General features: G+C 60.9%; 10 protein-coding genes. All 10 read right to left on the bottom strand.

The features are described from left to right. Window positions 1-90: 90 nt before the first annotated feature. Window positions 91-1,011, bottom strand: coding sequence for a permease-like cell division protein FtsX (gene ftsX / locus PMX70_RS00545; RefSeq protein WP_138112992.1), 921 nt, complete (start codon window positions 1,009-1,011; stop codon window positions 91-93). Then, entirely contained in the window at window positions 998-2,218 is a 1,221-nt protein-coding gene (gene ftsE / locus PMX70_RS00540) for a cell division ATP-binding protein FtsE (RefSeq protein WP_022094244.1), read from the bottom strand. The genes ftsX and ftsE overlap by 14 nt, the downstream gene beginning before the upstream one ends. Before the next feature lie 447 nt (window positions 2,219-2,665). Continuing rightward, window positions 2,666-3,607, bottom strand: coding sequence for a transketolase family protein (locus tag PMX70_RS00535; protein WP_138340403.1), 942 nt, complete (start codon window positions 3,605-3,607; stop codon window positions 2,666-2,668). A 1-nt stretch (window position 3,608) separates the two neighbouring features. Beyond that, a complete protein-coding gene (locus PMX70_RS00530; RefSeq protein ID WP_006235308.1) occupies window positions 3,609-4,439 on the bottom strand; it encodes a transketolase in 831 nt (276 codons plus the stop codon). Between the two features lie 208 nt (window positions 4,440-4,647). Then, window positions 4,648-5,538 carry a YitT family protein gene (locus PMX70_RS00525; protein WP_195247200.1) on the bottom strand — a complete coding sequence of 297 codons (891 nt, stop codon included), beginning with the start codon at window positions 5,536-5,538 and terminating at the stop codon, window positions 4,648-4,650. Between the two features lie 166 nt (window positions 5,539-5,704). Then, entirely contained in the window at window positions 5,705-6,853 is a 1,149-nt protein-coding gene (prfB, locus tag PMX70_RS00520) for a peptide chain release factor 2 (RefSeq protein WP_271742487.1), read from the bottom strand. After that, window positions 6,853-9,660: a preprotein translocase subunit SecA gene (gene secA / locus PMX70_RS00515; RefSeq protein ID WP_138340401.1), complete on the bottom strand. Its 2,808-nt coding sequence runs from the start codon at window positions 9,658-9,660 to the stop codon at window positions 6,853-6,855. Before secA ends, prfB begins: the two co-directional genes overlap by 1 nt. Before the next feature lie 256 nt (window positions 9,661-9,916). Continuing rightward, complete coding sequence (rpmE, locus tag PMX70_RS00510; protein WP_006235303.1) at window positions 9,917-10,342, bottom strand: 50S ribosomal protein L31; 426 nt, start codon at window positions 10,340-10,342, stop codon at window positions 9,917-9,919. A 490-nt stretch (window positions 10,343-10,832) separates the two neighbouring features. Continuing rightward, window positions 10,833-11,054 carry a hypothetical protein gene (locus PMX70_RS00505; RefSeq protein WP_138340400.1) on the bottom strand — a complete coding sequence of 74 codons (222 nt, stop codon included), beginning with the start codon at window positions 11,052-11,054 and terminating at the stop codon, window positions 10,833-10,835. Between the two features lies 1 nt (window position 11,055). Further along, window positions 11,056-12,744 (bottom strand): ABC transporter ATP-binding protein, encoded by a 1,689-nt coding sequence (locus PMX70_RS00500; RefSeq protein ID WP_271742486.1) that lies wholly within the window; start codon window positions 12,742-12,744, stop codon window positions 11,056-11,058. Window positions 12,745-12,750: the final 6 nt, after the last annotated feature.

Raw genomic sequence — 12,750 nt, 5'->3', positions numbered from 1 at the left:
ATGATCCGCAATCCTGCCGTCCCATAGGGATCAAAAAACGGGCCGCCCCATAAGAGACGACCCGTTGGAAGGGATGAATTCCAGGCATGCCTACACGCGCAGGTAGCGGCGCATGGCGATGGCAGAACCAAAGAGACCGATAATCACGCCGACCAGAATCAGCGCAGCATAGGTCACCAGGTAGTACTGCATCGGCAGGGCAAACGACATCCAGCCGATGCTCTCCTGCAGACGCGGAATCATCAGATTGCGCAGCAGCTCCAGAACGCCGATGGAAAGCAGCGAGCCCAAAATGGCCTGCAGTACGCCCTCGGTGATAAACGGGCCACGAATGAAGCCATTGCTGGCGCCGACCAGACGCATAATCGCAATCTCACGACGACGCGCCGTGATGGACAGGCGAATCGTGTTGTTGATGAAGATGAATGCGATAAAGGTCAGAAGGCCAACGAGCACCACGGCGGCGATGCGGATGTAGTTGGTCACCTGGAACAGGCGGCTCACTTCCTCCTGTCCGTACAGCACGCTCGCGTTGACGTCGCCGTCATCCGCGATCTTCTGGAAATCGGCATCCTTCTTGAGCTTCTCTGCCGTGCTCTCGACCTTGGACGGATCGTCCATCTCAATTGCAAACGAAGCCGGCAGCGGGTTCTGGCCATCGAGCGCGCTCATGGTGGCGTCGGCGTTACCCGACATCTTGCTCGTATACTCGGCCAGCGCGTCGTCCTTGTCCTTGTAGGTCACGGACTTGACGTTGCTCCACGTCTTGAGCTCGGCCTCAAAAGCCTGAACATCGGCCTGATCGGCGTCATCGCTGATAAACGCGTTGATGACAACCTGATCCTCGACGGTGCCGATCACGGAGTTCAACATCGCGGAGCCCATGATGAACAGGCCGATGATAAACAGCGAAAGGAAAATCGTGATGACGGCGCCGAGCGAGGTGGTCCAGTTACGGAAGAAGTGGCTGATTGCCTCTTTGAAGGAGTAGCCCACGTTAGTTGGTGCCATAGTTGCCGTAACCTCCCCTCTCCTGGTCGCGAATAACGTGGCCGCCCTCGAGGGCGATCACGCGACGGTGCATGCTATCGACCATCTCGCGGTCGTGCGTGGCGACGATCACGGTGGTGCCGGTGCGGTTAATACGCTCGAGCAGCTTCATGATGCCCAGCGAGATCGCCGGGTCGAGGTTGCCCGTCGGCTCGTCGCAGATCAGCAGCGGCGGACGGTTGACCATAGCGCGGGCGACGGCAACGCGCTGCTGCTCGCCACCGGAAAGCTGGTCGGGCAGCGAGTCCATCTGATCGGCCAGGCCGACCAGACGCAGCACCTCGGGCACCTGGCTGCGAATGACGCCCTTGGGCTTGCCGATGCACTGCAGGGCAAACGCCACGTTTTCGTAGGCGGTCTTTTGCGGCAGAAGCTTAAAGTCCTGGAACACGGCGCCAATCTGGCGGCGCAGGAACGGAACCTTGCGGTTCTTGATCTTCATGAGGTCCTGACCGGCAACCAGGATGCGGCCGCTCGTCGGCTTGACGTCACGGTTGAGCGTCGACAGCAGCGTGGTCTTACCCGAGCCGGAGTGACCGACCAGGAAGACGAACTCGCCCGGATAGATCTCGATGTTGATGTCGTCGAGTGCAGGCTTGTTGGGCTGTGCCGGATAGATCTTGGTGACATGCTCCATAAGGATGACGGGCTCGACACCGGCCTGCTTGGCCATCTTCTTGCGGCTGGCCTGCGGATCGATGGGCGCAAACACCGACGTAAAATCGGGGTTGTTGAGCGCGTTATCGAGGCTTGCGACCTCGGCTGCCTGATCGCTCTCGACCACCGGGGCAGCAGGCTGCGTGGGGTCGGGAATAGCGGCAAAGAGACCGGACTGCGCAGGCTGAGGAGCCGGCGTCGCAGGGGCCAAGGGGTCGGGAATGCCGGCCATGGTAGGCTGCGGCGTGGCGGCACCAGCCTGAGGCTGCTCAACGCGAGCGGTCACGGCCTGAACGGGCTCAAAACCCGCCGTGCCGGAAAGCGCGACATCGCTGGTTGGATTGTAGGCAAAGGGATCGGATGCCGGCTGTGCCTGATCTGCCGGCTGAGCGGGGGCCTGAGCAACAGGCTGGCCCTCTGAATCCGGAGTGGCGAAACGACTGCCCTGGACGCCTGCCTGCGTCTTGGGGGCATCATCGCCCGCACCGGAGGTACGGAAGTGGTTACCCACTGGTGCTCCTTATCGTCGTGCGTTTAAACTACATGAGCGCTTTGTATTTTAGCAGCATTAGCTTTACTGCACATAAGAAGCATGGCGTGCTTAGGGATCCCGTCGGCCGGGTACAGGGTTACTCTCCAAATCGTCCTCGGACATGTCGGAGCCCCCGCTGCGCGCTTCGCGCGGCGGGGGCTCCTCCGTCCTGCGGAAAGATTTGGAGAGTAACCCTGTACCCGGCCTGCGGTAACTAAGGGGTCGCTGCGTTTTATTTGGGTGCAGCAGTGCTATGCTTGGGGGCTGAATTGCACTTGGCTGGGATGGGCCCGTTTCCCGGAGGAAGCCCTTGCTTGGTGCGGGCCTGTTTTGTTTGTTGCCGAAAAAACAGGGGCGCCCTCTTTGGGGACGCCCCTGTTCTGGCTTGTATGTGGTTGTTGAGGCGATACTTTGCCTCGTCTTGTCCTAGGCCAAGAACTCCTTGGTGGTCGCCACGATGTTGGCGGCGTCCAGGCCATACTTGTGCAAGAGCTCGGCACCCGGGCCAGACTCACCGAAGGTGTCGTTGACGCCGATCTTCTTGAGCGACGTCGGGCACTGCTCGCACAGGACGTCGGCAACGGCGCTGCCCAGGCCACCGATCACAGAGTGCTCCTCGACGGTCACGACGTGACCGGTCTTGGTGGCGCTCTTGACGATCAGGTCGGCATCGATGGGCTTGATGGTGTGCATGTTGATGACCTCGGCGTCGATGCCCTCGGCAGCGAGCTGCTCGGCGGCCTCGAGAGCCTCGCCGACCATCAGGCCGCAGGCAATGATGGTCACATCGGCGCCCTCGCGCATGACAATGCCCTTACCCAACTCGAACTTGTAGGTCTCGGGGTCGTTGATAACCGGCGAGGCCAAACGAGCGAAGCGCATGTACACCGGACCGTCGCACTCGTAGGCGGCGCGCGTCACGGCGCGGGCCTCGACGTCGTCGGCAGGAACGATCACAGTCATGCCAGGGATGACGCGCATCAGGGCGATATCCTCGCAGCACTGGTGTGTGGCGCCGTCCTCGCCCACCGAGATACCGGCGTGCGTGGCGCCAATCTTAACGTTGAGATGCGGGTAGCCGATGGAGTTACGGACCTGCTCAAAGGCGCGGCCGGCGGCAAACATGGCAAAGGTGCTCGCGAAGGCAACGCGGCCGGTGGTCGCGATACCGGCGGCGACGCCCATCAGGTTGCTCTCGGCAATGCCCACATCGAAGAAACGATCGGGGCAGGCGGCCTTGAACTTGCCGGTCTGCGTGGCGGCGGCCAGGTCGGCGTCGAGGACCACAAAGTCATCGTGCTCGTTGGCGAGCTCGACGAGGGCCTCGCCGTAGCTTACGCGCGTGGCGATTTTTTTGACGTCTGCCATCCTAGAGCTCCTCTCCGGCGGCCGTGAGCTCTGCCATGGCCTGCTCAAACTGTTCATCGTTGGGGGCCTTGCCGTGCCAACCAACCTGGTTCTCCATAAAGGAAACGCCCTTGCCCTTCATGGTCTCGGCGATGATGGCGGTCGGCTGACCCTTGGTGGCGCGGGCCTCGGCAAAGGCGGCGCGGATCTGATCGAAATCGTTGCCGTCGGCAAGCTCCACCACGTGGAACTTAAAGGCGCGGAACTTGTCGGCGAGCGGCATGGGGTCGTTGACCTCCTCGACGGGGCCGTCGATCTGCAGGCCGTTGTGGTCGACGATCACGCAGAGGTTATCGAGCTGCTGGTTGCCGGCAAACATGGCTGCCTCCCAGACCTGGCCCTCCTCGCTCTCGCCATCACCCAGCAGGGCGTACGTGCGGTAAGTATCGCCCCAGTGCTTGGCGGCAACCGCCATGCCCACGGCGGCGGAGATGCCCTGGCCGAGCGAGCCGGTGGACATATCGACGCCCGGGGTGTCGTTCATGTTGGGATGACCTTGCAGGTGGCTGCCGATATGGCGCAGCGTCTCGAGATCCTCCTTGGGGAAGAACCCACGCTCGGCGAGCACGGCGTACAGGCCCGGAGCGCAATGGCCCTTGGAGAGCACAAAACGGTCGCGATCGGCCTTGCGGGGATCGGCCGGGTCGACGTTCATTTCCTCAAAGTACAGATAGGTCATGATGTCGGCAGCGCCGAGCGAACCGCCCGGATGGCCGGACTTGGCAGCGTGCACGCCGGTGACGATGCCCTTCCTTACCTCGTTGGCAACCTTTTTGAGCTCTTCGTCGCTCATTGTGCCTTCCTTTCATCCTCATTAGACAAAATGCGCACGGCACGGAAAGGTAATCCCAACACAGCCGCAATGCACGTACGTCATTCATTATGCTGGAAACTGATGGCTTTACCAGAGTTTTTATCATTATTTGAACAATTTAGCAGGCAGAACCGCTGATGAAACGGTTTATCAATGTGAACGTCTTTTGGATGGAACGCGATCGACCCTACGCGCTAATGTCCTTGAATCCCTCGCCGAAGGCTTCCGTAACGTCGGCAACCGTCACGATGGCATGAGGATCGCGCTCGCGCACGATCGTCTTGAGGGTATTGAGCTCTCGACGGCTCACGATGACCATAATCACTGGCTTCTCGGCACCCGAATACATGCCAGTCGCCTTAAACTTGGTACAACCACGACCCAGGCCATACATGATATCGGCAGCGATATCAGGGAACTTGTCCGAGATGATGAGTACCATACGGCGTTTGTTGCCACCATCGACCACGGCATCGATCACGTAGCCGCTAATGACCATCGAAAGGCCTGCATACAGTGCGTTTTCGATTGAAAAGACCGGAGCCGATAGCGCGCATACGGCAACATCGATCGCCATGACGGTCGAGCCCACCGGCAGCGAGGTGTTACGCGAGATGATTTGGCCAATCGTGTCCGAGCCGCCGGTGTTGGCGCCGGCGCGCAACACCATGCCGTAACCGATGCCCGTAATAATGCCGCCCCACATGGCAGGGAGCATCAGGTCCGCATCCGCCAGAGGTGCTACAAACGGGGCGAACAGATCGGTAAAGAAGCCCAGCAGCACAAAGCCCGTCGCGGTCTGCACCACGTAGAACATGCCGCCCTCGCGCATAACGACCAACAACAGCAAGGCGTTCATCACGATCGTCTGAATACCAACGGGAAGCGATAGGCCGCGCGCCGCGCCGACCGCCTGGATAATGGTGGCAAGGCCCGTAACGCCACCGGCGGCAAGACCGTTGGGAATCAAAAACAAGTCGGTCGCGATGGCGGCCAGAGCGCACCCCAACATAATCTGGGGCAGGTCGTGAAAGAAGTTCATCGATAGAATGCGCTTGATGTCCAGACGATATGCCATGCTACCTCCCTCAAAAAAGCGCACCCAAACGGATGCGCTTCGAACTTCTTGCTGTATTCGATTCTACCGATTCGCCGAACAAAAACCACCCCTGCGCAGGGTTTGCTTTGGATACAAAACCACCCTGCTCGGAGGGTTTTATCCATTTCCACATAAACCGGGCGGTTTATGCAGATGGGATCTCTGCGTCAGCGTTGCCAGTGGCCCAGCGATGGTAGCCAATAACAAACGGGTCCAGGTCGCCATCGTCAAGAACGGCCTCGACATTGCTGGTCTCAACGCCCGTGCGTAGGTCCTTAACCATCTGGTACGGGTAGAGCACGTAGCTGCGAATCTGGTTGCCAAAACCAATCGTGGTCTTGGGTCCGCGGATCTCATCGAGCGCCTCGGCGCGCTTCTCGAGCTCAATCTCGTACAGGCGAGCCTTGAGGATCTGCATGCACGCGGCCTTGTTCTGAATCTGGCTGCGCTCGTTTTGGCAGGTGACCACAATGCCGCTGGGAAAATGCGTCACGCGCACGGCGGAGTCGGTGGTGTTGACGCCCTGACCGCCCGGGCCGCTCGCGTGGTACACGTCCACGCGGATGTCATCGGGACTGATCTCGATGTCGATATCATCGGGTAGCACGGGGATGACCTCGACGCCGGCAAACGTGGTCTGGCGGCGCTTCTTGTCGTCGGTGGGGCTAATGCGAACCAAGCGGTGGACGCCGGCCTCGGCGCGCAGCATGCCAAATGCGTCCTTGCCCTCGACGGTAAAGGTCGCACGGTCAATGCCGATGACCTCGGCCGCGGGACAGTCGTTGATGGTGACCTTCCAGCCGCGACGCTGGCAGTACTTCATGTACATCTTAAAGAGCATGAAGGTCCAGTCCTGGGCCTCCAGACCACCCTGTCCGGGCTTGATGGTCACAATGGCATCGCCGTGATCGAACTCACCGGTAAACCAGCTCGAAAGCTCAAGCTCATCGATGGCACGGGCCAGGCGCTCAGCCGTGGCTGCAGCCTCCTCGCGAAGGGCGGCGGCGTCGGGGTCATCCCCCATCTCCTCGGCAAGCTCCAGCGCGGCGCGGGCATCGGAAAGCTCGCCGCGCGCGGTGTCCACGGCAGCGATATCTTCCTTGGTGCGCGCGATCTCCTCCATGGTGGCACGGGCGGCGTCGGCGTCATCCCAAAAGCCAGGGGCAACACTTTTGGCCTCGAGCTCGAACACGCGGGTACGCTTCTCGTCCAGGTGGAGATACGACTCGACCTCACCGAGCCGGTCCGCAAACGCGTCCAGCTCGGCGGGCGTTACCTCTAAAGCCTCAGCCATTAACGATTCCTGCCGTGGCAGTACTTAAACTTCTTGCCGCTACCGCAGGGGCACGGGTCGTTGCGGCCCACGTTGACGTACGGATCGTCGCTCTCGGACTTGCGATAGGTGGTCACCTTGCCACCGTTGTTGACGGCAGCCGGACCACCCTGGACAGCCATGCGGGCCTGCACCTGCGCCTGCTTGCGCAGCACCGAGCCGCCGTTGTCACCATCGACCTCGGCAGGACCGGAGAAGTGCGCACCCTCGAGCGCGGGCTCCTCCTTGTGCTCCACGGCACGCGGGGCAGCCTTGATCTCGATGCGCAGAACCGTGCGCAGGTAATCCTCATACATGGTATCGACGAGTATCTGGAACGCGCCGTAGGCCTCGGTCTTGTACTCAACCAGCGGGTCGCGCTGGCCAAAGCCGCGCAGGCCGATGCCGGTCTTGAGGTAGTCCATCTCCTGCAGGTAGTTCATCCAGCGGGTATCGATGACGCGCAGCATGACCTGGGTGTTGAGCTCGCGCATCAGGTCCTCGCCCAAGCGCTCGGCCTTCATGTTGTAGCACTTCTCTACGTAAGCCAGGACATCGGCAGCCAGGGCCTCATAATCCTCGTCGGGGAACTTCGGCGTATCGATGTGGCCGGTGAGCTCCACAACCCACTTGCGCAGGCCCTCCAGGTCGCGCTCGCCATCGTGACTGTCCTTGGTGCAGAACTCCTGCACGCAGCGGTACACGGTGTCGTGCATGACCTCGGTGATGTGGTCGGTCAGGTCCTTGCCGTCCAGAATCTTATTGCGCTCGGCGTAGATGACCTGGCGCTGCTTGTTCATGACGTCGTCGTACTCAAGGACGCTCTTACGCATGGAGAAGTTGATGCTCTCGACCTTGTGCTGGGCGCTCTCGACGGCCTTGGAGATGATCTTGTGCTGGATGGGCATGTCGTCGCCCATGTCGGCCGTGACCATCATCTTGGAGACGCGGTCCATCTTGTCGCCGCCGAACAGGCGCATGAGGTCGTCCTCGAGCGACAGGTAGAACTGGGTCTCGCCCGGATCGCCCTGACGACCGGAGCGGCCGCGCAGCTGGTTGTCGATACGACGGGACTCGTGGCGCTCGGTTCCGATAACGGTCAGGCCGCCGGCGGCAAGCACGCGCTCGCGCTCGGCCTTGCAGGTCTCCTTGGCCTCGGCGTTAAACTGCTCGAGCTGCTCGGGCGTCACGTCCTCCATGGTCAGGCCCTCGTACTCCAAGCGCTCGCGCACCAGCTCGTCGGGGTTGCCGCCCAGCAGGATGTCGGTACCACGACCGGCCATGTTAGTAGCGATGGTCACGGCGCCGTAGCGTCCGGCCTGGGCAACGATATGAGCCTCGCGCTCGTGATGCTTGGCGTTGAGGACCTCGTGCGCGATGCCGCGCTTGGTAAGGGCGGCGGACAGCTTCTCGGAGCTCTCGATGGAGACGGTGCCCACCAGGACCGGTTGGCCCTTGGCGTGACGACGCTCAACGTCGTCGGCAACGGCGTTGTATTTAGCCTGAATGGTGCGGTACACCAGGTCCTCGTGGTCCACGCGCTGCACGGGCTTGTTGGAGGGGATGACCTCGACGGGCAGCTTGTAGATCTCGCGGAACTCAGCATCCTCGGTAAGTGCCGTGCCGGTCATGCCGGAGAGCTTGTCATACAGACGGAAGTAGTTCTGCAGGGTGATGGTGGCCAGGGTCTGGTTCTCCTCGCGTACGAGCACGCCCTCTTTGGCCTCAATGGCCTGGTGCAGGCCCTCGGAGTAACGGCGGCCTTCCATAATGCGGCCGGTGAACTCGTCGACGATCTTGACCTCGCCGTTGGTGACCACGTACTGCTTATCACGGTGGAACATGTACTGGGCCTTCAGCGCCTGCTGCAGGTGGTTGACCAGCTGGCCGGAGAGATCGGCATAGATGTCATCGATACCCAGGCGGCGCTCGATCTTCTTAAGACCGCGCTCGGTGGCGGCGATGGTGTGCTTGGCCTCGTCCATGACGTAGTCGCCCGTGGGTTCAACGTCCTCGGTGGCGGTGAGCATGTCGTGCGACACGTCCTCACCGCGCTCCAGGCCGCGCACGGCGCGCGCGAAGTCCTTGTAGGTGCTGGCGGACTTAGTGCCGGCGCCCGAGATAATGAGCGGCGTCCTGGCCTCATCGATCAGGATGGAGTCGACCTCGTCGACGATGGCGTAGTTGTGACCGCGCTGCACGCGCTGCTCGGGACGGGTGACCATGTTGTCGCGCAGGTAGTCGAAACCGAACTCGGAGTTGGTGCCGTAAGTGACGTCTGCCTGGTAGGCCGGGCGCTTGAGCTCGAGCGGCATGTTGTTCTGGAGCAGACCGACGGTCATGCCCAGGTACTTGTAGATGCGGCCCATCCACTCGGAGTCGCGCTTTGCCAGGTAATCGTTGACGGTAACGACATGCACGCCCTTGCCGGCGATAGCGTTGAGGTAGCCGGCCAAGGTGGAGACGAGCGTCTTGCCCTCGCCGGTCTTCATCTCGGCGATGTGGCCCTCGTGCAGTGCCATGGCGCCAATGAGCTGCACGTCAAAGTGGCGCATACCCATGGTGCGCTTGGAAGCCTCACGCACGGTGGCAAAGGCCTCGGGGAGCATGTCGTCGAGCGACTCGCCGTTGGCGTAACGCTCGCGGAACTTGTCGGTCTGGCCGCGGAGCTCCTCCTCGGTCATCTTCTCAAACTGGGGCTCAAGACCGTTGATCTGGTCAACGATCTTGTAGTAGCGCTTGAGGTCCTTATCGGATCCAAAGGACAGCAGCTTTGACATGAATCCCATATGGTTTTCCTTTTTGGCCATCGCCCGCGCCGTGCGGTTTAGGGCGAGTTAAACACAGTTGAGTTTACTTTAGCCAAACGGCGCACAGCCTATACGGACGACAGCCCAAACCACGTAATAACTACGACCGACCTGCCAAAAAGGGACAGGTATGTTTTGGCAGGTTGTTGGCTTGTATCAACAAGAAAAGGGCCACGCACCCAAAAGGATGCGCGGCCCTCATGCCATGAATGCGAGTGTGTCCTCGGCGAGCTATTTACTCAGCAGCCTCGGTGGTCTCGGCCTCGGCAGCGGCCTCCTCGACGGGAGCCTCTGCGGGAGCCTCGGCGGCCTGCTTGGCAGCCTCCTCGGCAAACTTAGCAGCACGCTTAGCCTTCTCGGCAGCCTTAGCCTCAGCGGCGGCCTTGCGAGCAGCCTCGGCCTCAGCAGCCTTGGCGGCCTTGGCAGCCTTGGCCTCCTCGGCCTTCTTGAGCTGGGCGGCAGCGGCGCCACCGAACTTGTCGGCGAAGCGCTGGACGCGTCCACCGGTGTCGACGAACTTCTGCTGGCCGGTGTAGAACGGGTGGCACTCGTTGCAAAGCTCAACCTTCATCTCGGACACGGTAGCGTGCGTCTTGAAGGTGTTGCCGCAGGAGCACGTCACCGTGCACTCGACATACTGGGGATGGATACCCTGCTTCATGGTAGGACTCCTTATTGGTCAGGCGCTGGTTACCGATCAGCGCATAAGGCGTCTTGGTTTCCGACCAAGACAACAAACTCGGCTATGGTACCACGGCGCCGCGTGTCCCACAAAAGGTTCACGGTCTTTTCGAAACGACACGAATCTGACCCATCGAAACACATCTCCACCGTTCCTTCAACTGGGAAAATGCCGTCCCCGGGGCCTGAGAAGGGCCCCGGGGACGTTCGACTGACTGCGGGAACGGCCTTTCCGCTCAATGTGTTCGGCTGAGATCGGAAATCAACCAAACTGAACTAGGTTCAGTTGACATGGTTAAAAACGAGGGGCGACGCTTTTGCGTCACCCCTCGTCCCGGCCGGTTGCTTTAGTTGTACACACGGTAGTTACACTTGAACTGGGTTATGTGTCCATAGTTGGAGCGGTACCAACCCGACGTATAGCTGATTGCCCCTGCGCCTAGATAGTCGTAGCCCTTGTTGTAGCGAAGCTAACGGTAGGTCGTGTCGTACTCTGCTACGTAAAACGTGTCTCCAGAGAAGGCTTTGTACCGGTCCTTAACCGTCGAAGCCATGTACGCGGGTTCGACATCGCCTTTCTCCCCGTTGAGCGCATAGACGGGTGCCGAGATTCCGCATAAAGCCGTTGCCACGAGGATGGCGTAGACAGCCATGCGCGACGCATTGGACTTCAGCTGTTCAAATAGTTTCATGTCATTCACCTCCCTCGTATGTATCGAGGTATTCCTGCTTGAGCGTCTGCGAGGACGACTTGATCTTTTCCACGAGCGTGCCGGCTTCGATGAAGTAGAACGAGTTGGTGAGGTCTGCCAGGTCGTCGAGCAGATGGCTTGAAATGAGCACGCTTCGTCCCCGCGCCACCTCGCTGCGCATCGCGTCGCAGGAGGTTTTCCGCTTTCCCGGATCGAGGCCGTTCAGCGGTTCATCGAGGATAAGGTACGGGCAACCGGTCGATATCGCCATGGCAAGCTTTACCTGCTGCTTCATTCCTGTCGAGAGTTTACGGGTCGGCTTGTCGAGATATGGGGAGATTCCGAGGGAGTCGCAGAGCGAGTCGATGTCGGCGGCCGATTTCCACGCCTCCCTAACGAAAGCAAGGTGCTCGATGGCCGATAGCGTGGGGTAGAGATCCGCGCTGCCCGAAGAGCTCAGGTAGACGAGTTCTGCAAATTCGGCTGATCGACGTTGGCAGATTCCGTCTGCCGCCAGGCTTCCCGAGCGGATGCGGGTGGGAAATTGGCCCGACAGCGCTTCAAGAAGGGTGGTTTTCCCCGAGCCGTTGGGAGCAATGAGGCCCGCCGCCGTTCCCGGGCTCAGGAGAAGCGATCCGATTGAAAGTATCGTCGTGCTCCCGTATCCCACGCTCACGTCCAGAAGCTCGAGCCCATGGTGCTTTTTCGCGGGTCCAGCCTGTTTGGGCGAACGTGCCGCAACGGCGCCGACCGCAAAAAGGACCGCGACGTATATCAGGGCCACGGCAAGCATCGATGCGCTGCCTGAACCGGAGCCAATGAATTCTGTCGGGAAGCATCCTACGTAGCCCGTGGCCTCGATAGGCGAGAACACGGCCAGCGGCAGGAGCCCGAGCACGGCATTATGCTCCAGCGCCGAATCGGACAGCAACGGGAATGCCGGGGCCGCGACAAGCAGCGCTGAGGTAAGGGGGCCCGCGAGGACGCGCCTCGTTGCGGTCGATAGGACGGCGGAGCAAACGGATATCAAGGTTCCGCCCGCAAGCAGCGCGAGAAGCAGGGTCGTGAAGACGTTTCCCGCGGTCGTGGTGGTAAGCGCGCCGTCATGGAAGAAGGCGATCGGGTACCCAATTTGCCCGAAGCCGTTTAGGGCCAAGGCGTAAATGCCCCCGGGTGCGAGGCCGGCGAGGAGCATCGCGGTCCCCGCGGCGATTATCGAAAACACGGTCTGGATAAGGCGCCGGAATTTGGGCACGCCCGCCTTCGCCGCCAGGGTCCCGGGCCTTGTGGCGCCGAGCACGAGTATCGACGAGAGAAGGAAGGGGATGAAGGGAAGGAAAGACGGCGCCGTGGCAATGGCGTAAGGCAGGAAGGAAAGGAATGGCAGGTCGTTTGCGGAGGCCGGGATATCCGTGATGCCGGAGCTGCTCAGGGCACGGCAATATGCGAGCGCCGCGTCATTGGTCTCTCGGTCTCCCACGATGGACCCGGATTGGAAGCCTTCGCCCATGAGCGCGTAGTAGCTCTCGGCTGAATCGAGAAAGGCGGCGTCGGTTTGAGCGGCGAGGGCGGCGTTCGCGTATCTTGCAAGCTCCGCGTCAGCTTGCTGCTCTGGCGATAGGTCTGTGCCGCTGGCCTGGGGTGCGCGCGTATTGAATGTGTCGACAAAGCCCTGCATGCCCTGCGTCATAAAGAA

Source organism: Collinsella aerofaciens (assembly GCF_028206795.1).
Taxonomy (GTDB): Bacteria; Actinomycetota; Coriobacteriia; order Coriobacteriales; family Coriobacteriaceae; genus Collinsella; species Collinsella aerofaciens_AX.
This window is presented reverse-complemented; position numbering and strand designations above follow the sequence as displayed.

What these genes read in the sequence shown, in the direction of transcription:
- ftsX (WP_138112992.1), bottom strand. Translation starts at nt 1,011, where the DNA reads ATGGCACCAACTAACGTGGGCTACTCCTTCAAAGAGGCAATCAGCCAC.
- PMX70_RS00535 (WP_138340403.1), bottom strand. Translation starts at nt 3,607, where the DNA reads ATGGCAGACGTCAAAAAAATCGCCACGCGCGTAAGCTACGGCGAGGCC.
- PMX70_RS00530 (WP_006235308.1), bottom strand. Translation starts at nt 4,439, where the DNA reads ATGAGCGACGAAGAGCTCAAAAAGGTTGCCAACGAGGTAAGGAAGGGC.
- PMX70_RS00525 (WP_195247200.1), bottom strand. Translation starts at nt 5,538, where the DNA reads ATGGCATATCGTCTGGACATCAAGCGCATTCTATCGATGAACTTCTTT.
- prfB (WP_271742487.1), bottom strand. Translation starts at nt 6,853, where the DNA reads ATGGCTGAGGCTTTAGAGGTAACGCCCGCCGAGCTGGACGCGTTTGCG.
- secA (WP_138340401.1), bottom strand. Translation starts at nt 9,660, where the DNA reads ATGGGATTCATGTCAAAGCTGCTGTCCTTTGGATCCGATAAGGACCTC.
- rpmE (WP_006235303.1), bottom strand. Translation starts at nt 10,342, where the DNA reads ATGAAGCAGGGTATCCATCCCCAGTATGTCGAGTGCACGGTGACGTGC.
- PMX70_RS00505 (WP_138340400.1), bottom strand. Translation starts at nt 11,054, where the DNA reads ATGAAACTATTTGAACAGCTGAAGTCCAATGCGTCGCGCATGGCTGTC.
- PMX70_RS00500 (WP_271742486.1), bottom strand. Translation starts at nt 12,744, where the DNA reads ATGACGCAGGGCATGCAGGGCTTTGTCGACACATTCAATACGCGCGCA.